Consider the following 18,729-nt stretch of genomic DNA (forward strand, 5'->3'; position numbering starts at 1 on the left):
CTTGGCCTGGTTCACACGAAATCAGACATCAAGCTATCGGCCAGAATGGTTAACGGAAGATGAGGCGGATAAAGCTAAAGCCAAAATTTACCATGGGCTGGCATGAGGAAGCATGCCCAGCTTCCGTGCAATACTCACCAAGCCCTCTGTCATCCTGACCCTTGTTGGGATTGCGGCATTGCTGCCCAGCCTGCTTCTGGGCCCTGGGGCCACGCATTCGCATCTCTACAACCATATGTGGACGAGCCATTTCGGAGAGCAGATGGCAGCGGGCCATCTTTATGAGCGCTGGATCCCCACCAGCTTCGAAGGATTGGGCGCTCCAACCTTCTACTTCTACCCTCCCCTCGCCTATTGGACATCTGGCGGACTGCATGCGCTGGGGCTCTCCGTGCCTCAGGCGATAAATGGCGCCGGCCTGCTGCTGTTGATCGCTTCGGGTCTCACCATGCACGCCTGGCTATCGGCGCGGGGCACTTACCCGCTGCTCGGCGCCATTCTCTATATGCTGGCACCCTATCATCTCTATAACTTTCATGTGCGAGGCGCCCTCGCGGAATTTGCCGCTCTCGTCTGGCTGCCGCTGATTGCCTTGGGCATCGAGCGACTGCCGCATCGGCGCGGACTTCTCCTGCTGGCCTTGTCCTATGGCGCGCTCATCATCACCCATTTGCCCCTCGCAGTCCTGACAGGCGTGTTCCTGATTGGACCACTCATGCTCCGGCGCATCTGGCAGGAGCCTTCAGTGCTTCTGCCTGGCGCTGCGGCAGGCGTGATAGCTCTGGGGCTGTCCGCTTTCTTTTTGCTCCCCGCCGCGACACTCCAGGACCATATCTCCACAGCCCTGCTTTGGGGACCGGGCTATCGGGCTACCGACTGGTCGATCTACAATACGAACTTCACGATGTTTACCGGTCCGGCACTGGCGCTCATCATTCTCGCCTGGCCGGCGCGGTCCGTCTGGACCCTGTTGACAGTGATCGGTGCGCTCGCCGCTGTGCGTCTTCTGCCCTTCGTCTGGGACATTCCGCTGCTCAACAAGGCGCAGTTTCCCTGGCGAATGATGGGTATTGTCGAATTTGCCGCCATCACGGCGCTCCTGTCCTGCCCGTTACACCGCATCCGCATCGCCCTCGCGGGAGGCGCGGCTCTCCTCATTTTTGCCTATGCGCTTATGGCGTCCCGGGCGCTGGATGCTCTCAATCATCCCGTGGACTATGCGCGCATCGACCAGGTCAAACCAGACGCACCGGAATATCTGCCTCAAGGCTTCGATATTTCGCTGGTGGAGAAGGAATATCGCTGGACGGATCTGCGAAGGTTTCGGGCTTTGCCGCGCGGGACCGAAATCCCGGTCAGGACAGCCGGGCGCGTGACAGTTCATCAGGCTGAATTTCCGATCTGGCGCGTGACGCGCGATGGCGCGCCCGTCCGGCATGCGGGTCCTCTTATCAACTTTGACGCCCGGCCAGGCGTCTACCATATCGAGCGGGTGACGATCTGGCAGGAGACGATCGGGCTCGCGATCAGCATAGTGGCTGGCATTCTGCTTTTCCTGAGCCAATGCTCCAAACGTTTAGCCATGTCGTTTGCCGAACTCGGGAATGGGCCAGCTCTCGAGAGGACGGGGCGGCGACGAGTTGCAGGAAACTGAACGTGTAGCCGCAGTGGCCTCGGCAGCATAATCCTCCGCGAAATTGAAGATGCTGCGATCCCCTTTCGAGTGCAGTGATCGTGCCCACGCGCCGCTCATGCAGCAATATGTCGAAAGCGTATTACCTCAGTCATCCCCATCATCCACCGTCAGAGCAGGTTCCTGGGGTCGGGACGCGCCGGGCACATCACACCTTCGATGGCTGGCAGGAGCGGTCTTGAAACCAACCGGATTTCCAAATGGAGCGCCCTGGCCAGTTCGGCAAGGCTCGAGGTTGGAGATCGATAGCGCCCTGTTCTATCTTCGACACATGGCTCTACGGCAGTCCGACACGTTTGCTCAGCGCGCGCTGCGTCAATCCGTTTCTCCGTCGCGCGTCACGCAGGCTGCCGCTGCTGGCCTCCAGCACAGGTGAAAGGGGTTTTCATCTGTAACTGCATATAAGCCCGCGCTGGTTCTATGGTTGACCGACTGGCATTCAGATGCGATCCTAAAATGGTGGGACAGGTCGCTATGAGAGAGTTCGGCAGAATCCAGGCAGGCGCTCCCAGCTTCCCTCCTATCCCATTGATTTTGAACGCAGAAACGAGCAAGAACCGCCGCCTTGACATCGCAGGGATCGTAGGTTCCAGCTTTCACGGTCTCATCGAAAACTCGATGGTTCAATCAGGCAGCGTTTTTGACGTTTCTATGGCGTGTTCCCGTCGTATTTCAGCAGGTTAATCGGTTCAGCTCCGCTACCAGTGAATCCACGGACGCAGCGAGCCTTTCATCCAACAGCGCAAGCAGTTGCGTCCAGCCCATCATGTCCCGCAACTCGCCGGGCCCGTCGGATATGCCTCGCAAGCCCATCAATGGAATCGCGAAGCGTTGGCAGGCGCGGGCTATTGCGAAGGTTTCCATATCGACCATGTCCGCGTCGAGCAGAGCATATTCTTCGCCCCCGACAATGTTCGCGCCGGTAGAAAGGCGGGCGGTGGGCATTTTCAGGGGCGTATGGAGCGGCAAATCTACGGGGTGATTCAGGAACGGCGTTACGCCCTTGGGAAAGCCCAGGCGGGAAGCGTCCATGTCGCGCCAGGAGACGCTGGAGACCTGATAGACCTCGCCTAACTGGCAGGTGCGCGATCCAGCTGATCCGAGCGATACCACCAGGTCCGGGAGACTCCCCTGCTGGTGAAGCTGCTGAAGCGCGAGGCTGACCGACATGGCGGCTTCGACCGGGCCCACGCCGGTCATCAGCGGCGTGAAGCGGGATCGTAGATGTGGGCCATATTCATCTTCGATCGCCATGATGAACAGGACGCTTTTTCCGCCGATTGTCTCGCAGCGCGGTGGGGTGGATGGGAATTGCATGAAGGAAATGGTCAATTACCGGAAAATTCGAGGAGGGCCATGGTAGCGATACCGTCGGCCTCCAACGCGGCCCGTCCTCCCAGGTCGGGGAGGTCGATGGCGAAGAGGGCCAGGAGGACGGTGGCGGCCTGTTCCCTTAACAGTTGGGCCGCGGCGAGGGCTGTGCCCCCGGTGGCGATGAGGTCGTCGACCAGAAGGACGCGAGCGCCCTGCCCTACTTGCCCTTCATGCATTTCAAGGCGGTCGGCGCCATATTCGAGGACGTAGTCGATCCCGACGGTCCTTCCCGGCAGCTTGCCCGCCTTGCGGATGGGGACGAAGCCGAGGCCGAGCACTTGGGCCAGGGCGGCGCCGAGGATGAAACCGCGCGCTTCGATGCCCGCGACGAGGTCGGCGTCAAGGGGACGGGCGATGTCGGCCAGACGCCCTATCAGGTCGGCGAACCCCGCCGGATCGGCAAGCAGAGTCGTGATGTCGCGGAACTGAATGCCCGGCTTGGGGAAGTCGGGAATGGTGCGGACGAGAGCGGCAAGATCATCGATGCTCATCGAAACCCCTTACAAGAAAAGGGGCGCGGTTCCGTCATGAAACCGCGCCCCTTCTATTTCCATCGGTTTACCCGAGCCCTTGATCAGGCCGCCTTCTTCTTGTCCGCCCAGATATTCTGGTAGGACATATAGGCCAGAGCCGTAGCGATCAGGAGGAACACGATCGTCGCCAGACCCGCGCGGCGGCGGTTTTCAAGCTTCGGTTCCGCCGTCCAGGTCAGGAAGGCCGAAACGTCCTTCGACATCTGATCAACCGTCGCCTTGGTCCCGTCGCTGTAGGTCACCTGGCCGTCCGTCGTCAGTGGCGGCGGCATGGCAAGGTTCAGGTTGGCGAAGTACGGGTTGTAGTGCAGCCCGTTGGGCGTCTTGGCGTCGGGGAAATGCTTCAGCAGTTCCGCAGGCTGGTTCTGATAACCCGTCAGCAGCGAATAGACATAGTCCGAACCGTCGTGACGCGCCTTGGTCATCAGCGAGAGATCCGGCGGGATCGCATTGTTGTTCGCCGCAGCTGCCGCGACATTGTTCGCGAAGGGCTTGGGGAAATAATCCGCCGGAACCGGCTCGCGGCTCGAAGCCTCGCCAGTCTTGGGATCAACGTCAGGGGTCTTGATCGCCCACTGCTTGGCGATCGCCTTGATCTCAGCCTCGTTGTAGCCAATGCCCTTGAGGTCGCGGAAAGCGACGAACTTCAGGCTGTGGCACGCCGAGCAGACTTCCTTGAAGACCTGGAAGCCGCGCTGCAGTTGCGCCTGGTCGAACTTGCCGAACGGGCCGTTGAACGAGAAGTCCGCTTCCTTGGGATGCTTGTGGAATTCATGCTCAACCGTCGCAGCGGGCGGTTCAGAGACATAGGCCACAGCGCCCACAAGGAAGGAGATCAGCAGCCAGCCAGCAAAGAAGAGGCCGACGAGAAATGCGCCGATGCGAACCATGTTGATCTTGTCCCCCTTTAGCCGGCGTTCGACGGCTGCGGATCCGCGCCCATACCGGGAAGCGCATCCTGTTCGCCCTTGATGTTATAGCGGTTGAGCACCGATTCCGTGATCGAGCCCGGCAACGGCAGCGGCCGTTCGAAGCGCGAGATCAGCGGCAGGATGATCAGGAAGTGGGCGAAATAATAGGCACCCGCAATCTGGGAGATCATCACATAGGGTTCCGCCGCAGGCGCACCGCCGCAATAGCCCAGGATCAGCACGTCAATGATCAGGATCCAGAAGAACTTCTTGAAGGTCGGGCGATAGTTGCCCGAACGCACCGGCGAGGTATCCAGCCAGGGCAGGAAGAAGAGCATCAGGATCGCGCTGAACATCGCCAGGACGCCCAGCAGCTTGGCGGGCACGAAGAAGAAGTCCACGGTGAACGCACGCAGGATCGCGTAGAAGGGCCAGAAATACCATTCAGGCACGATGTGCGCAGGCGTCGAGAGCGGGTTCGCTTCGATATAGTTGTCCGGGTGGCCGAGATAGTTCGGCGCGAAGAACAGCAGGATCGAGAAGAGGATCAGGAACACGCCCGCCCCGAAACCGTCCTTCGCCGTGTAGTAGGGATGGAACGGAACGGTATCCTGCGGACCCTTCACTTCCACGCCGGTCGGGTTCGACGAGCCGGGAATATGCAGCGCCCAGATGTGCAGAATGACAACGGCCGCAATCACGAAGGGCAGCAGGAAGTGCAGCGAGAAGAAGCGGTTGAGCGACGCGTTGCCAGGAGCAAAGCCGCCGAGCAGCCAGGTCTGGATCGGCTCACCGACCACCGGGATCGCGCCGAACAGGCCGGTGATCACCTTCGCGCCCCAATAGGACATCTGCCCCCAGGGAAGCACATAGCCCATGAAGGCGGTGGCCATCATGAGAAGGAAGATGACGAGGCCGAGCAGCCAGACCATTTCGCGGGGCGCCTTGTAGGAGCCGTAGAAAAGGCCACGGAAGATGTGGAGATAGACGACGATGAAGAAGAAGCTGGCGCCGTTGGCGTGCGCATAACGCATCAACCAGCCCGCATTCACGTCGCGCATCGTCTGTTCAACGGTGCCGAAGGCGACCAGCGTGTTGGCGCCATAGTGCATCGCCATGATCACGCCGGTGACGATCTGGATCACCAGCGCGAGGCCGGCGAGAACACCGAAGTTCCAGAAATAGTTGAGGTTGCGCGGGACCGGATAACCGGCGCCGATGGCGTTGTAGACGAGGCGCGGAAGCGGCAGCTTCTCGTCGATCCACTGCATCGCAGGATGCTTGGGAGTATAATGTTCAGCCCAGGGAAAGCTCATCGTTTCTTACCTCAGCCTACGAGAATGGCGGTGTCGGAAGTGAAGCTGAACTTCGGCACTTCCAGGTTCTTAGGCGCAGGGCCTTTGCGGATGCGGGCCGCGGTGTCGTAGGACGAACCGTGGCAGGGGCAGAAATAGCCGCCGAATTCGCCGCGATTCTCGCCTTCGCCCGCGCCCAGCGGCACGCAACCCAGATGGGTGCAGACGCCCATGGTGATGAGCCACTGCTTCTTGCCGTCCACGGTGCGCTGTTCCAGCGTCTGCGGATCGCGCAGCGAGGAGATATCGACCTTGTCGGCTTCGGCGATTTCCTTGTCCGTCAGGTGACGGACGAAAAGCGGCTGCGAACGGAAGGTCGTCTTGATCGCCTGACCCGGTTGGATCGCGGACAGATCGACCTCGGTCGAAGCGAGCGCCAGCACGTCCGCGCTGGGGTTCATCTGATCGACGAGCGGAATGACGACGGCGACAGCCCCGACCCCCGCGAAGCTTACTGCGGCGATGTTGATGAAGTCGCGACGACGCACTCCACCTTCGCCGGATAGACCTTGGCTGTCCGTATGTTCAACGCTCGCCATGCACCTCAACCCTTGCAAAGACGTCCCTGATACCCGCCCGCATTGCCGTTTCCGGCCCTGATTATCGAGAGAGCCACGGCGCCCACAGAATATGGGCCCCGCCTTTCCCCCTGGCGTGGTTCGCGGGCCTGATAGACCCACTGCAGCTTCTTTGCCAACAGCAATTTGGCCATGGCTATGACAATTTGCCCTGCTGCATTATGCGCAGGCCATGCGTATCGCTCTTTATCAACCCGAGATTGCGGGGAATGTCGGCGCCATATTGCGCCTCGCCGCCTGTTTTTCCGTGCCCGTGGACATCATCATGCCGATGGGATTCGCCTTTTCCGATGCCAAGCTGAAGCGCGCTGCGATGGATTATGGCGCGGCGGCAGAGGTGACTCGACACGCCAATTTCCAGGCATTTGACGACCTTCGCCGCGCGCAGGGCCGCCGTCTGGTGCTGATGAGCAGTCATGCCTCGCAACCGCTGCCGCAGGTGAAATTCCACAGCGACGACATATTGCTGATGGGGTCGGAAAGCGCGGGCGTGCCGGATGTGGTGCGCGACATGGCCGACCTGCGCGTGCGAATCCCGATGGCGCCGGGCTTCCGATCCTTGAACATTGCCGTTTCGACGGGCATCGCCGTCGCAGAGGCCCTTCGCCAGACTGGACAGTTTCCGCAATGACCGTTTCCCTCAATCCCAAGCAACAAGCCGCCCGTAACTGGTTCGAATCGCTGCGCGACCGCATCTGCGCCGAATTCGAAGCGATCGAGCGGGAAGCGGGAAGCGATGCGTCCTTCCTCTACACGCCCTGGGACCGCGAAGCGCCCGCGCTGACCCCCGGCGAAGGCGGCGGCGGCGTGCGCGGCGTCATGAAGGGCAAGATTTTCGAGAAGGTCGGCGTCAACGTCTCAACCGTCTCAGGGGAGTTCGCGCCCGAATTCGCCAAGACCATCCATGGCGCGGCGGACAACCCGGCCTTCTTCGCCACCGGCATCAGCCTGGTCGCGCATATGGCCAATCCGCATGTGCCCGCCGTCCATATGAACACCCGCTATCTGGTTACGTCCAAAAGCTGGTTCGGCGGCGGCGCGGACCTTAACCCGCCTCTCCCGCGCGAAGAGGATACGGCGCATTTCCATGCCGAGTTGAAGGCGGCCTGTGACGCACATGATGCGGACTACTACCCTCGCTTCAAGGCATGGGCCGACGACTATTTCTTCATTCCGCACCGGGGCGTGCATCGCGGCGTCGGCGGCATTTTCTACGACCATTTGGAATGTGCGGACGATAGCGGGTTCGACGCGAATTTCGCCTTCACCCGCGCGGTCGGCGACGCCTTCCTGAAAGCCTTCCCGCCGATCGTGCGGCGGCGGATGTACGAAGGCTGGAGCGAGGAAGATTACGCCAAGATGCTGGAATGGCGCGGCCGCTATGCGGAGTTCAACCTGGTGCATGACCGGGGAACGCTGTTCGGACTCAAGACCGGCGGCAATATCGACGCGATCCTGATGAGCCTGCCGCCGATGGCGAGCTGGAGCTGAACCCTCATGAGCCTGACGCCGGTCGCCAATGATCAGATCGCGACGATCGTCACGCATCTGGAGATGGTCGAGCGCCCCAAGCCCGCGCCCATCCCGCCCGCGCCGCTTCGGCTCGTGCCGTGGAAGCAGCCTGCGCCGGATGCCTATCGCGCGCTGTTCCGGCGGGTCGGCGAACCCTGGCTGTGGTTCTCCCGCCTGGTGATGAGCGACGAGGAGCTGGCGGCGATCATCCATGATCCTGCCGTGCAGATTTTCGCGGTCACCGACCCGCGCGGGGTGGAGGTGGGTTTGCTGGAACTGGACTTCCGTTTCCTGCCGGACTGTGAGCTGAGCTTCCTTGGTTTCATCCCGGAACTGACGGGCAAGGGATTCGGCAAGTGGCTGATGGCGCAGGCCAAGTCGCTGGCATGGCGCAAGGATGTGAGCCGTTTCTGGGTGCATAGCTGCACGTTGGACAGCCCCGGAGCGCTTGGCTTCTACAGGCAAGCGGGCTTCGTGCCGTTCAAGCGCGAAGTTGAGGTCTTTCCTGATCCGCGGCTGACGGGGCTGCTAAGCCGGGACGCCGCGCCGCATGTGCCGCTGCTGGATCAGCCCGCCTCTGCCTGACGATAAAGGCGGGCGAGCATCACCAGCATATAGACCTGTACCACGGTCGATACGATGGCGGCCGCGATCCCGCCGGTGAGGCGCGCGCCCTCCGCCCCGGCGATGAGCCGTCCGATCAGGCCGAAAATCACCTGCGCCGCCGATCCGACGATGGCGGATAGCAGCGTCAGCACCAGGATGAAGCCGAATAGCCGCCAGAAATGGCCGCGCGTCAGAGCCCAGCTGTGGCGGAGCGAGGCGGCAACCCCTTCGCTGCCGTCGATCACGACGGGATTGAGCAGCAGCAGGCGGACGCTGGCGAACAGCATCACGGCGCCCAGGCCAATACCAAGCAGCATGGCGAGCGCGGCGCTCGCGGCCTTGGCGACGAAGGAGATGGCGACCACGATGATCATCCCGACGATCGCAACCGCAAGCAGCGCGCCGACGACCGCGAGCGCCGTGCCGAGCAGGACGGGCAGGCGAGAAAGGCTCAAGCGCAGAGCTTCGCCCACGCTGATACCCGGCCGCAGCGCCAGCGCGAACAGGGCGAGCGATCCGAACCAGATGATGATGACGCCAATCAGCATCGATAGGCCGAAGCTGAAGGGGACATCGGGCAGCGCGCTCTTGTCCATGGTCCAGTTGGCGAGTTCGGGCGGCGTCATCTCCTGCAGGATGAGGCCGGGGAGCGCGACGAAGAGCAGGGCGACCGGGAACAGCAAGCTGCGTTCGCGCGCGACGAAGGCGACCGCTTCTTCCCATGCCTTGCCGATCGACATCACCGTCATATCTTCGTCCTGATTATCATGCGGAAAATTGCGGAGGAGACTTGATCGCTCCCCTCGCCCAAGTCAAGGAAGCGCCATGTCATCGCCCTCCCCTGCTCCCGCTGACGCCCGGCAGATCGAATGGCGGGTGGACTCAGCGCCTGTCGAATATCCTGCGGCGCTTGCCGACATGGAAGCGCGGGCGGCAGCGATCTTCGCGGGCGAAGCGCGCGAGCGGGTGTGGCTGCTCGAACATCCGCCGCTTTATACTGCCGGGACCAGCGCCGATCCGGCCGAGCTGATCGACCCGCGCTTTCCGGTGCATGAGGCGGGGCGCGGGGGACGATATACCTATCATGGGCCGGGGCAGCGGATCGGCTATCTCAACATCGACCTGAGCGCGCGGGGCAAGGACGTGCGCAACTTCGTCCATCATCTGGAAGGCTGGATGATCGATGCGCTGGCGGACCTGGGCGTCGAGGCGCGACGGGCGGATGGGCGGATCGGCATCTGGACCGACGATCTTGACGGACGCGAGGCGAAGATCGGCGCTCTCGGCATCCGGGTGCGACGCTGGGTGACGCTGCATGGCTTTTCGATCAATGTGGACCCCGATCTGTCGCATTTCGGGGGCATCGTGCCGTGCGGGCTGGCGGAATATCCGGTGACCAGCCTGGCGGCGCTGGGAAAGACAGCGTCGATGGCCACTCTGGACGCCACGCTTCACGCGCATTTTCCGGCTTTTCTCAGCCGATTGCGGCGCTGCGGCGCGGGGGTTGAGCAATGCGAGGCTGGCCGCTAGGGTCTGCGCTTTCGCCGGGTGGGGGGCTGCCGGGCATGAGGATGTTTGGGAGACCCGGATGCGTGACAACGCAAGGATGATCTTTACCGCCCTGTTGCTGGCGGGCTGCACGGCGCTGGCCGGATGCGGCAAAGGGGAAAAGACCGGCAACACGGTGCAGATGAAGGATCTGGAAGTCGTGGACGGCACGACGACCGACGCCATGACGGACCTGGACGGCGTGCAGAGCGAAGTGCCGAGTACCGCCATGCCCTCCACGGGCGGCAACAACAGCATGGCGGCCGCGACGCCTGCAGCGGAGCCCGCCGCCAACGCGACGCCGGGCGAGACGGAAGTGCTTTCGGATCAATAGAAGGAGCAAGGCGTTCAGGCGCAATACAGGCGCCGCGGACAAGGCATATCATAAGAGAAGGCCTGACCGATCGTCATTCACAAAGGGGAAGTCATGACATCCTGTTCCACCCTGCGCCGGATCCTTTCCGGGTTGATGCTGGCCGCAGCGCCGATGATCGCGCAGCCGGCCGCCGCCCAGTTCTTCTGGTCGCCGCCTGATTTCTCGACCCCGCCGCTGACCGATGCGGAAGCAGCGACGGCGCTGGGCCTGCCGGGCGCCACGGCGGAAGAAATCCGCGCGGGGCTGGTGTGGAACCTGCGCGCGGCGCTGAACGTCGCGGCGTTGCAGTGCCAGTTCGAACCGACGCTGCTGTCGATCAGCAACTATAATGCGATGATCGCGCATCATGATGCGGAACTGGACGCGGCGCAGGCGGCGCTGCTCGGTTATTTCCAGCGCACCGTGGGCAAGGGCAAGCCGGGTCAGGCCGCCGCCGACCAATATGGCACGCGCATCTATTCGGGCTATTCGACGGTGCAGGCACAGCGCGGTTTCTGCCAGGCGGCGGCGCTGGTCGGACGGCAGGCGATCTTCGCCAATCGCGGATCGCTGAATGAAGTAGCGCGGAGCGGGCTTGGCGCGATCAAAAAGTCCCTCGTGCTGGCGGGTGAGCAATTTTACGGCGATCCAGGGCGCAGCTATTCGCTGACGCTGCCTTCCTTCGACAAGAAATGCTGGAAGAAGGACAAGCTGCGGCCAGAATGTCAGGTGGCTTATAATCAGCGGATTGGGGCGCAGTAAGGGAGATTGCGCCCTTAGTTCAGTGGAAGTGAAGGGGCTTCGACAAGCTCAGCCCGAACGGGGGTGGGTGTGATCGCCTTCTATCGGTTACCTACCACCTTCGCTCGAGACGAACGGGGCCGGGGCTAGGCGCTCTCGATCTTATCTCAGCCCGAGATATTTGTGGGATTGAAGGCTTAAACGCCAGCGCGGGCGGGCCATCACCAGGTCGATCGACGCCTGCATGTTCGCGGGGGCGTTCCGGTCGTCGAGCGGCTGGATCAGCAGATGGTCGAAGGCCCAGCCTTCCATCGCTTCCACATCGGCGAGGCTGTGGCCCACGCCCGGCTGCGGCCAGACCAGCTTTAATTCATTGCCGCTGCGTTGGACGACTTCGCTGCCCGCCTTGGGGCTGATGCACACCCAATCGATCGCGGGATGCGCGGCGATGGTGCCGTTGCTTTCGATCGCGATCGTGAAACCGCGCGCGTGCAGGGCGTCGATCAGAGCGTCGTCGATCTGCAGCATCGGCTCGCCGCCGGTGAGGACGATATAGCGCCCCTCCTCCCCTTCACCCCAGAAGGCGAGCGCCGCATCCGCCAGCGCGGCCGCGTCCGCAAACTTGCCTCCGCCATCGCCATCGGTGCCAACAAAATCCGTGTCGCAAAATTGGCAGACGGCCTTGCGCCTGTCCTCTTCCCGGCCGGTCCAGAGATTGCATCCCGCAAAGCGCAGGAAAACGGCGCGGCGGCCGCTATGCACCCCTTCGCCCTGGAGCGTCAGGAACATCTCCTTGACGGCATAGGTCATCTGCCCTGCCCCTTACGGCCTTGCGGCATAGCGGGTGGGATCGGGCAGGCCAGCCTCCTCAAACCCCTTGGACCGCAGACGACAACTGTCGCATAGGCCGCAATGCAGGTCGTTCGGGGCGGGATCATAGCAGGACCAGCTGATCCCGGCGTCCAGGCCCAGGCGATGTGCTTCACGGACGATGTCGGCCTTGCTCATATGCTGCAGCGGCGCATTGATGCGGATCGGGTGACCTTCCACCCCTGCCTTCGTGGCGAGGGCCGCCATCTTCTGAAAGGCGTCGATGAATTCCGGGCGGCAATCGGGATAACCCGAATAATCGAGAGCATTTACGCCGATGAACACGTCATTGGCGCCCGACACTTCGGCAAGGCCAAGGGTCAGCGAAAGAAAGATGGTGTTGCGCGCGGGCACATAGGTGTTGGGAATACCCTCGCCAACCCCGCCCTTGGGCACGGTCATGTCGGCGGTCAGCGCAGAGCCGCCGAACGCGGTGAGATCGAGCGGCAGGACGATATGACGGATCGCGCCCAGCGCCGAAGCGACACGCGCCGCCGCGCCCAGTTCCACGCGATGGCGCTGGTTATAATCGATCGTCAGCGCGAAGACATGGTAGCCCGCCTCGCGCGCGAGCCCGCCCGCAACCATCGAGTCGAGGCCGCCCGACAGCAGGACGACGGCGAATTTCCCATTATTATTGGCAGCCATGGGTCCGCGCTACCGCCCCAGACGGCTCGGCGCAAGCGGTCCGGTCAGCGGCAGGCGCCGATCCGCCGTGCTTCGATGCTGAAGGAGAAAGGCGCGCCCTCGGCAACCCCCTGAGAACGGATCTGGGCGAGACGCGGGGTTTCAATCCGGATGTCGGTGCGTCCTCCGCCTGCGCCAGCGCAATCATAGCTGATGGCAAGCCGTTTGGCGCTTTCGTCCACCGTCAGCCTTTTGCAGCTGTGGCGGGTGTGGCGCAGCTGGATCAATTGGCGCAGGTCGGACAGGCAGATATTGCGGACGCCGCCCTTCTCTCCTTCCTCCGGCCGTTCGCGCAATTCCCATTCGCCGGGCTCAAGCCCCTTGAGCGGTGGTGCGGAAAGCGCCTGGGAGGCAGCCGGAGATGCAGCGATCAGCATCGCAACGGCCACGCGCAAGGCGTGCAGACCTGTCGTCATTCGATAGCCCCCGTCTTTCATCGCGGACTCCGGAGCGGCTTACCGCACGCATGGCGGCTTCCCTTTGCCTCCATACACCTCATCACGGCCATTTGATAACGCCCGCCCCCGCAGACGCATCAAGCTGTTCCGAAATCGCAATAAATTCCTGTCAGCCTTGCACGAAGCTGTCCAGCGAAACCGGGAAGAGTCGCGAGCAAAAGGCGCAATCCACGCCGATGACGCCCTGCTCATCCGCCATCTGCGCCCGTTCTTCAGCCGGGAAACGGCCGATGACGCTGCGAATATGGGCAAGGTCGCAGCGGCAACCCTTGGTCAGATCGACCGGATCGGTGACGCGCACCGCCTCTTCCTCATGGAACAGACGCCATACGATGTCGGTCAGCGGCAGCGCCTCATCTGTCAGTTCCTCGTCCTTCAGCGTGACGGCCAGCGCCTGCACATGTTCCCATTCCGGATGGTCATGGCGGGTGTGCAACCGCTCACGGCCGACCTCTCCCTCCGGCAGATGCTGAAGCAGCATGCCGGCGGCGAAGCAGCCCTGCCCGGCCTCATGCCGGACCGCGATCTGCACGACGCTGGGGATCTGTTCGGACTGGAAGAAATAATGTTCCGCCGCGTCCGCCAGCGAATCGCCATCGAGCGGCACGATGCCCTGATAGCGCTCGCCCGTGACCGCCTGGTCGAATGTGATGGCGAGATAGCCCTTGCCGAAGAGGCCGAACAGCGTCGGGTCGGGTCCAAGCTCCGCCAGCCGGTCCGCATCGAACTTGGCGTAACCGCGCACCTCGCCGCCCTTGTAATCGGCGACCAGCAGGCTGACGACGCCATTTTCGGTCTGCGCCTGGAGCGTGAGCTGTCCGCCCACATCCTTGAGCGTTGAGCCGAGCAGCGCGGCAAGGACGAGCGCGGACGCGAGCAGCCGTTCGATCGGCGGCGGATAGCTGTGCGCGGCCAGCACATCGTCGAGCACGGGCCCCAGGCGCAGGATGCGGCCACGCGCATGGCGCGAGGGGATGGTGAAACCCAGGGCCTGGTCGATATTGGCAGTCGGGTTCAAGTCAGGCTCCAAATTTAGGCGCGCAGCTTATTCTAAGAAAAACCGTCATGCTGGACCTGTTTCAGCATCCATTTCTCTCCACATGGAGCGGCCCATGGGGCACGATGGATGCTGAAACGAGTTCAGCATGACGACCGAAAATAGCGTCGCGTCTGAGTGTTTCGCCCTAGATAGGACGATTCACCCAAATCTCAACCGAGGCGGCCGGTCGCCCACAACAAGACCGACTTTTGCGCGTGGATGCGGTTTTCCGCCTCGTCCCAGATCACCGACTGCGGACCGTCTATCACTTCGGGCGCCACTTCCTCGCCGCGATGGGCGGGCAGGCAATGGAGAAACTTCGCGTCCGGCTTCGCCTTAGCCATCAGGTCGGGGGTGACCTGATAGGGCATCATCGCCTTCAGCTTTTCCTCGGCATGCGCCTGGCCCATGGAAATCCATGTGTCGGTGACGACGGCATCCGCGCCAGCGACGGCCTCGACCGGGTCGCGGGTGAGCGTGATGCCCGCGCCCAAGGCTTGCGCTTCCTTGATGAAGGCGTGATCGGGCTCATAGCCTTCGGGTACGGCGATGCGGACGTCGAACTTGAACAGGCCCGCCGCCTCGATGATCGAGTGCAGGACATTATTGCCGTCGCCAAGCCACGCCCACTGGCTGCCGGGCAGCGCAAGGCCATGCTCGACCACCGTCAGGAGATCGGCGGTGATCTGGCAGGGGTGGGACAGGTCGGTGAGGCCGTTGATGACCGGCACGGTCGCATGACGCGCCATCTCTTCGATCTTCGCATGATCGTCGGTGCGAATCATGATCATGTCGCACATGCGACTCAACACTCGGGCGGTGTCGGCGATGGTTTCACCCCGGCCGAGCTGACTGGTCGAGCCGTCGAGAATCAACGATGTGCCGCCAAGCTGACGGATCGCCATGTCGAAGCTGACGCGGGTGCGGGTGCTGTTCTTTTCAAAGATCATCGCCAGCGTGTGTCCGGCAAGCGGCGCGTCACCGTCGGACTGGCCCTTGGGCAAGCCCTTGCGCGCTGCTTTCCGGTCGATGGCATCGCTGATCATGGCGGCGATAGCATCGCCCCCGGCGTCCGAGAGATTCAGGAAATGTCTGGTCATGATCAAACCCTTCAACCCGTTCGGCCCTTCGATAAACTCAGGAGAGCCTGTCGAAGCCCTCTTCTGCCTTCAGAAGGAGATGCCCCCTTCGACTGCCTGCTTGCGGCAGGCGCTCAGGACAGGCTTCGACAAGCTCAGGGCGAACGGAAGTTGGTCTTATGCCGCTTCAGCCTCCGCAAAGCTCCGCGCGCCGGCGGACAGCTTTTCGATGCATTCAGCGACATGGCTTTCGTCGATAATGAGCGGCGGCAGGATGCGGACGACATTCTGCCCTGCCGACACCACCAGCAGCCCGTGATTGTCCCGCAGATGCGCCACGAAATTGCGAGCGTCCGCGCTGTCCTTCAACTTGACGCCGAGCATCAGGCCCAGGCCACGGACATCTTCGAACATGTCGTGGTTCGGGATCAGCTGCTCCAGCGCCGAACGCAGGCGCGCGCCGATGCTCTTCACATGGTCGAGGAAGCCGTCGCCCAGCACCTCATCCAGCACCGTGATGCCCACCGCCATGGCGAGCGGGTTGCCGCCATAGGTCGAACCATGAGTGCCGAACACCATGCCCTTGGCCGCTTCCTCGGTCGCGAGGCAGGCGCCGAGCGGGAAGCCCGCGCCGATGCCCTTGGCCACGGCCATGATGTCAGGGGTCAGGCCGTATTGCTCATAGGCGAAGAAGGTGCCGGTACGGGCATAGCCGCACTGCACTTCGTCGAGGATCAGCAGCATGCCCTTTTCGTCGCACAGCTTGCGCAAGCCAGCGAGGAACTCTTGGGTTGCGGGCGTGACGCCGCCTTCGCCCTGCACGGTTTCCACCAGGAAACCGGCGGTGTTGTCATCGACCGCAGCGGTGGCCGCTTCCAGGTCGTTGAACGGCACCACGGTGAAGCCGGGCAGCAGCGGTTCGAAGCCGTCGCGCATCTTGGGCTGGCTGGTGGCCGAAATGGTGCCCAGCGTCCGGCCGTGGAAGGCGTTGTCGAAGCTGATGATCTTGTGCCGATGCGCCTCACCATTGGCATAATGGTAGCGGCGCGCTGTCTTGATCGCGCACTCCACCGCCTCCGCGCCCGAATTGGTGAAGAAGACCGTGTCGGCGAAGGTCGAATCAACCAGTCGCTGCGCGAACTTCTCCCCCAGCGGCATGCCGTAGAGGTTCGACGTGTGCATCAGCGTCGCGGCCTGATCCGCGATCGCCTTCACCAGCTTGGGATGACCATGGCCCAGCAGATTGACCGCGATGCCGCTGGCGAAGTCCAGATAGCGTTCGCCACGCTCGCCGATCAGATAGCAGCCCTCGCCTCGCACCGGGCGGACATCACACCGGGGGTAAACGGGCATGAGCGGCGTAATCGACATGGTGGCCCTCCCTTCGCTGGGCTGATGAAAAAGTCTCAAAACGCAAAAAGGCGGCCCCCGCCGGGCCGCCCTTTGCGAGCGTCGCCTATACTAGCGCCGCCGGGGTGGTGCAAGTGTTGCTATGGGCGGCGGTTGGTCCTTACCCGATCTGGTTCCAGGCGTCGGCGATTTCGGCGATGATGTCGCGGGCCTGTTCGGCATGGTCGGCCGACCGTTCCTTGGCGCTAAGCAACAGGAGGCGGCGCGCTTCGCGATAGATCTGCGCCAGGCCCATGGCGATGTCGCCGCCCTTGTCGAAATCCAGGCTCGATTCGAGCGCGATCAGGATCGACATGGCGCGCGCCTGCTTGTCGGAAACCTTGAGGCGGTCGTTATTGCGTTCGGCGAGCGCCGTGGCTTCCAGAGCGATCAGCAGTTCGTCGAACAACACCTTGACCAGCGCATGGGGGGTCGCGCCTTCGATCCGGCTGCCCGAATGAACGGCCGCATATCCGCGCGCCGCGCGATTGCTTGCATAGCCCTGCTGAGAGTAGAACATATTATCTGACCCCTATTTTCAATTATTGCTCTTGGTCCACATGGCGACCTGCTGCTCAAGATAGCTTTGCGTGGCCTTGATCGCGGACAGCCTCGTTTCCATCGCGGTGTAAACCTTGGAAAGCTGCGCCTGGTAATCGGTCATCTGGTCGTCGAGCTTGTCCAGCTGCTCCTGCAGATCTCCGCCCAGCTTTTCATATTTCGCCTTGGCCGCGGCGAGCGGCCCGTCCTTCTGCTGGATCTTGTCGCGAACGCTGTCCATCAGGCCCGCGAGCCCCGGCGTCGTGTCCGACTTGACGGCCGGGTTCAGCATCTGGGTGATACCCTTGGCGTCGGCCACCAGCGCCTTGTCGAGCACGTCGGTGTCGAGCTTCAGCGTTCCGTCACGATTGGTGCTGACGCCGATCGATGACAGCGTAGTGTAGGTGCCGCTGGTCGCCAGCGCCGTTGAGGTCATCCGCGACAGCTGCTGCTTCATGTCCCGGATCGATGCTTCGCCGTTCAGCACGCCCGCGCTAGAGGAATCCGCGCCCTTCGCCGTTGCAGTGTTCAGCGCCTTCATCAGTGTGTTGTAGGCATCGACAAACTCGACCATCAGATCGCGCATCGATGTGGTCGGCTCGGTGGAGGCCAGCGTCACGCTGGTGCCCGGCGCCGCCTTGTTAAGGTCGATGCGCAGATTGGCGATGGCGGTATCGACGGTGTTGGTGGAATAATGTTGCTCGACGCCGTCGAGCAGGATGATCGCGTCCTTGGCCTGGACCTGGCGGGTCATGCCGCCAGCCGCGCCGTCCCAGGTGAAGGCGTCCAGCGCCGTGTTCGCCGACGTATTGGTGAAGGTGAAGCTGTTCGCCGCGCCGGTCTCGCCCTTCATGACCAGGCGCGTGCCCTGATTGTCAGTAATGACGCTGGCGGTAACGCCGGTTCCGGCGGCGTTGATCGCGGCGGCAAGGTCCGCATAGCTGGTGTTGGGCGCGGTCAGCGTGATCGGCACGGCCGCGCCGCTGCCGACCTGCAGGGAGAAACTGCCTGCGCCAAGCTGGGTCGAGGCGGTGGCCCCCACGACCGGCGTGGACGCGATGGTCTGAGCGGCGGCGAGCTGCCGCACCTCAAGCTGGGCGGGCAGCTTCGGCACGCCGCCGGGCAACAGGCTTACGGCCGCGATGCTGGAATCATTGGAGGCTGGCGACCCGGCAAAACCCGTCCCCGCGAGCAGGCTGTTCAACGCATCGGCAAAGGTGTCGAGCGAGCTGGATGCAGACCCCAGCGCCGAAATCCTGGCATTGTTGGTGGTCTGACGGTCGGTGATGACCTTCTGCTTGGGATCGCGCGCGGCGCTTACCAGGCTGGTGACCAGAGCACTGGTATCGATACCCGATCCAATGCCGAGGGCCGTCGCTATGCTGCCGCTTACCGAGGTCATCCGTCCGTCCTTTCGAAAGTGAGAACGGCTCTAGGGCGAAGACCTTTAGGAAAGATTTT

General features: G+C 62.7%; 21 protein-coding genes. 7 read left to right on the forward strand and 14 right to left on the reverse strand.

All coding sequences use genetic code 11. The annotated features are described in order from the left end of the window. Positions 1-112 precede the first annotated feature (112 nt). Entirely contained in the window at positions 113-1,654 is a 1,542-nt protein-coding gene (locus ACZ5Y5_RS09315; RefSeq protein WP_464808368.1) for a YfhO family protein, read from the forward strand. 711 nt (positions 1,655-2,365) lie between these two features. Here the strand turns inward: ACZ5Y5_RS09315 and ACZ5Y5_RS09320 are convergent. From ACZ5Y5_RS09320 to petA, 5 genes are all read right to left on the reverse strand, one after another. Then, a complete protein-coding gene (locus ACZ5Y5_RS09320) occupies positions 2,366-3,010 on the reverse strand; it encodes a 5'-methylthioadenosine/S-adenosylhomocysteine nucleosidase (protein ID WP_464808369.1) in 645 nt (214 codons plus the stop codon). A gap of 11 nt (positions 3,011-3,021) precedes the next feature. Continuing rightward, the gene (locus ACZ5Y5_RS09325; RefSeq protein ID WP_464808370.1) at positions 3,022-3,558 is read right to left on the reverse strand and encodes an adenine phosphoribosyltransferase; all 537 of its coding nucleotides are present in this window, start codon (positions 3,556-3,558) and stop codon (positions 3,022-3,024) included. 83 nt (positions 3,559-3,641) lie between these two features. Beyond that, on the reverse strand, positions 3,642-4,490 hold the full coding sequence (locus ACZ5Y5_RS09330; RefSeq protein WP_464808371.1) for a cytochrome c1: 849 nt from the start codon (positions 4,488-4,490) through the stop codon (positions 3,642-3,644). 17 nt (positions 4,491-4,507) lie between these two features. Then, positions 4,508-5,827, reverse strand: a complete 1,320-nt coding sequence (locus ACZ5Y5_RS09335; protein WP_464808372.1) for a cytochrome b — start codon at positions 5,825-5,827, stop codon at positions 4,508-4,510. Positions 5,828-5,838: 11 nt separating this feature from the next. After that, the gene (gene petA / locus ACZ5Y5_RS09340) at positions 5,839-6,405 is read right to left on the reverse strand and encodes a ubiquinol-cytochrome c reductase iron-sulfur subunit (protein WP_464808373.1); all 567 of its coding nucleotides are present in this window, start codon (positions 6,403-6,405) and stop codon (positions 5,839-5,841) included. 211 nt (positions 6,406-6,616) lie between these two features. Here petA and ACZ5Y5_RS09345 point away from each other — a divergent pair, with 211 nt between their 5' ends. The 3 genes from ACZ5Y5_RS09345 to ACZ5Y5_RS09355 are packed head-to-tail and all read left to right on the forward strand — an operon-like array spanning position 6,617 to position 8,541. Next, positions 6,617-7,075 carry a tRNA (cytidine(34)-2'-O)-methyltransferase gene (locus tag ACZ5Y5_RS09345; protein ID WP_464808374.1) on the forward strand — a complete coding sequence of 153 codons (459 nt, stop codon included), beginning with the start codon at positions 6,617-6,619 and terminating at the stop codon, positions 7,073-7,075. Further along, a complete protein-coding gene (gene hemF, locus ACZ5Y5_RS09350; RefSeq protein WP_464808375.1) occupies positions 7,072-7,935 on the forward strand; it encodes an oxygen-dependent coproporphyrinogen oxidase in 864 nt (287 codons plus the stop codon). Before ACZ5Y5_RS09345 ends, hemF begins: the two co-directional genes overlap by 4 nt. A gap of 6 nt (positions 7,936-7,941) precedes the next feature. After that, positions 7,942-8,541 (forward strand): GNAT family N-acetyltransferase, encoded by a 600-nt coding sequence (locus tag ACZ5Y5_RS09355; protein WP_464808376.1) that lies wholly within the window; start codon positions 7,942-7,944, stop codon positions 8,539-8,541. On the opposite strand, the gene ACZ5Y5_RS09360 is transcribed toward ACZ5Y5_RS09355, so the two are convergent. Further along, positions 8,523-9,311 (reverse strand): DUF7847 domain-containing protein, encoded by a 789-nt coding sequence (locus ACZ5Y5_RS09360; RefSeq protein WP_464808377.1) that lies wholly within the window; start codon positions 9,309-9,311, stop codon positions 8,523-8,525. The genes ACZ5Y5_RS09355 and ACZ5Y5_RS09360 overlap by 19 nt on opposite strands. A gap of 76 nt (positions 9,312-9,387) precedes the next feature. Between ACZ5Y5_RS09360 and lipB the strand changes: the two genes are divergently transcribed. The 3 genes from lipB to ACZ5Y5_RS09375 all read left to right on the forward strand — a co-directional run bounded on the left by lipB (position 9,388) and on the right by ACZ5Y5_RS09375 (position 11,227). Then, positions 9,388-10,092 (forward strand): lipoyl(octanoyl) transferase LipB, encoded by a 705-nt coding sequence (gene lipB, locus ACZ5Y5_RS09365; protein WP_464808378.1) that lies wholly within the window; start codon positions 9,388-9,390, stop codon positions 10,090-10,092. Between the two features lie 58 nt (positions 10,093-10,150). Further along, positions 10,151-10,444 carry a hypothetical protein gene (locus tag ACZ5Y5_RS09370; RefSeq protein WP_464808379.1) on the forward strand — a complete coding sequence of 98 codons (294 nt, stop codon included), beginning with the start codon at positions 10,151-10,153 and terminating at the stop codon, positions 10,442-10,444. 93 nt (positions 10,445-10,537) lie between these two features. Then, positions 10,538-11,227 (forward strand): hypothetical protein, encoded by a 690-nt coding sequence (locus tag ACZ5Y5_RS09375; protein WP_464808380.1) that lies wholly within the window; start codon positions 10,538-10,540, stop codon positions 11,225-11,227. Positions 11,228-11,368: 141 nt separating this feature from the next. Here ACZ5Y5_RS09375 and queE read toward each other — a convergent pair whose 3' ends face one another. The 8 genes from queE to fliD all read right to left on the reverse strand — a co-directional run bounded on the left by queE (position 11,369) and on the right by fliD (position 18,670). Next, positions 11,369-12,016: a 7-carboxy-7-deazaguanine synthase gene (gene queE / locus ACZ5Y5_RS09380; protein WP_464808381.1), complete on the reverse strand. Its 648-nt coding sequence runs from the start codon at positions 12,014-12,016 to the stop codon at positions 11,369-11,371. Between the two features lie 12 nt (positions 12,017-12,028). Next, a complete protein-coding gene (queC, locus tag ACZ5Y5_RS09385; protein ID WP_464808382.1) occupies positions 12,029-12,724 on the reverse strand; it encodes a 7-cyano-7-deazaguanine synthase QueC in 696 nt (231 codons plus the stop codon). A 44-nt stretch (positions 12,725-12,768) separates the two neighbouring features. Further along, positions 12,769-13,179 carry a DUF3617 domain-containing protein gene (locus ACZ5Y5_RS09390; RefSeq protein WP_464808383.1) on the reverse strand — a complete coding sequence of 137 codons (411 nt, stop codon included), beginning with the start codon at positions 13,177-13,179 and terminating at the stop codon, positions 12,769-12,771. 151 nt (positions 13,180-13,330) lie between these two features. Further along, complete coding sequence (hslO, locus tag ACZ5Y5_RS09395) at positions 13,331-14,239, reverse strand: Hsp33 family molecular chaperone HslO (protein WP_464808384.1); 909 nt, start codon at positions 14,237-14,239, stop codon at positions 13,331-13,333. A gap of 191 nt (positions 14,240-14,430) precedes the next feature. Continuing rightward, complete coding sequence (gene argF / locus ACZ5Y5_RS09400) at positions 14,431-15,360, reverse strand: ornithine carbamoyltransferase (RefSeq protein WP_464808385.1); 930 nt, start codon at positions 15,358-15,360, stop codon at positions 14,431-14,433. 156 nt (positions 15,361-15,516) lie between these two features. Continuing rightward, entirely contained in the window at positions 15,517-16,710 is a 1,194-nt protein-coding gene (locus tag ACZ5Y5_RS09405; RefSeq protein ID WP_464808386.1) for an acetylornithine transaminase, read from the reverse strand. 139 nt (positions 16,711-16,849) lie between these two features. Beyond that, positions 16,850-17,248, reverse strand: a complete 399-nt coding sequence (locus ACZ5Y5_RS09410) for a flagellar export chaperone FliS (RefSeq protein ID WP_464808387.1) — start codon at positions 17,246-17,248, stop codon at positions 16,850-16,852. An 18-nt stretch (positions 17,249-17,266) separates the two neighbouring features. Next, the gene (gene fliD, locus ACZ5Y5_RS09415; protein ID WP_464808388.1) at positions 17,267-18,670 is read right to left on the reverse strand and encodes a flagellar filament capping protein FliD; all 1,404 of its coding nucleotides are present in this window, start codon (positions 18,668-18,670) and stop codon (positions 17,267-17,269) included. Positions 18,671-18,729 lie beyond the last annotated feature (59 nt).

Source organism: Sphingobium sp. TomTYG65 (assembly GCF_055395525.1).

What these genes read in the sequence shown, in the direction of transcription:
- ACZ5Y5_RS09315 (WP_464808368.1), top strand. Translation starts at nt 113, where the DNA reads ATGCCCAGCTTCCGTGCAATACTCACCAAGCCCTCTGTCATCCTGACC.
- ACZ5Y5_RS09320 (WP_464808369.1), bottom strand. Translation starts at nt 3,010, where the DNA reads ATGCAATTCCCATCCACCCCACCGCGCTGCGAGACAATCGGCGGAAAA.
- ACZ5Y5_RS09325 (WP_464808370.1), bottom strand. Translation starts at nt 3,558, where the DNA reads ATGAGCATCGATGATCTTGCCGCTCTCGTCCGCACCATTCCCGACTTC.
- ACZ5Y5_RS09330 (WP_464808371.1), bottom strand. Translation starts at nt 4,490, where the DNA reads ATGGTTCGCATCGGCGCATTTCTCGTCGGCCTCTTCTTTGCTGGCTGG.
- ACZ5Y5_RS09335 (WP_464808372.1), bottom strand. Translation starts at nt 5,827, where the DNA reads ATGAGCTTTCCCTGGGCTGAACATTATACTCCCAAGCATCCTGCGATG.
- petA (WP_464808373.1), bottom strand. Translation starts at nt 6,405, where the DNA reads ATGGCGAGCGTTGAACATACGGACAGCCAAGGTCTATCCGGCGAAGGT.
- ACZ5Y5_RS09345 (WP_464808374.1), top strand. Translation starts at nt 6,617, where the DNA reads ATGCGTATCGCTCTTTATCAACCCGAGATTGCGGGGAATGTCGGCGCC.
- hemF (WP_464808375.1), top strand. Translation starts at nt 7,072, where the DNA reads ATGACCGTTTCCCTCAATCCCAAGCAACAAGCCGCCCGTAACTGGTTC.
- ACZ5Y5_RS09355 (WP_464808376.1), top strand. Translation starts at nt 7,942, where the DNA reads ATGAGCCTGACGCCGGTCGCCAATGATCAGATCGCGACGATCGTCACG.
- ACZ5Y5_RS09360 (WP_464808377.1), bottom strand. Translation starts at nt 9,311, where the DNA reads ATGACGGTGATGTCGATCGGCAAGGCATGGGAAGAAGCGGTCGCCTTC.
- lipB (WP_464808378.1), top strand. Translation starts at nt 9,388, where the DNA reads ATGTCATCGCCCTCCCCTGCTCCCGCTGACGCCCGGCAGATCGAATGG.
- ACZ5Y5_RS09370 (WP_464808379.1), top strand. Translation starts at nt 10,151, where the DNA reads ATGCGTGACAACGCAAGGATGATCTTTACCGCCCTGTTGCTGGCGGGC.
- ACZ5Y5_RS09375 (WP_464808380.1), top strand. Translation starts at nt 10,538, where the DNA reads ATGACATCCTGTTCCACCCTGCGCCGGATCCTTTCCGGGTTGATGCTG.
- queE (WP_464808381.1), bottom strand. Translation starts at nt 12,016, where the DNA reads ATGACCTATGCCGTCAAGGAGATGTTCCTGACGCTCCAGGGCGAAGGG.
- queC (WP_464808382.1), bottom strand. Translation starts at nt 12,724, where the DNA reads ATGGCTGCCAATAATAATGGGAAATTCGCCGTCGTCCTGCTGTCGGGC.
- ACZ5Y5_RS09390 (WP_464808383.1), bottom strand. Translation starts at nt 13,179, where the DNA reads ATGACGACAGGTCTGCACGCCTTGCGCGTGGCCGTTGCGATGCTGATC.
- argF (WP_464808385.1), bottom strand. Translation starts at nt 15,360, where the DNA reads ATGACCAGACATTTCCTGAATCTCTCGGACGCCGGGGGCGATGCTATC.
- ACZ5Y5_RS09405 (WP_464808386.1), bottom strand. Translation starts at nt 16,710, where the DNA reads ATGTCGATTACGCCGCTCATGCCCGTTTACCCCCGGTGTGATGTCCGC.
- ACZ5Y5_RS09410 (WP_464808387.1), bottom strand. Translation starts at nt 17,248, where the DNA reads ATGTTCTACTCTCAGCAGGGCTATGCAAGCAATCGCGCGGCGCGCGGA.
- fliD (WP_464808388.1), bottom strand. Translation starts at nt 18,670, where the DNA reads ATGACCTCGGTAAGCGGCAGCATAGCGACGGCCCTCGGCATTGGATCG.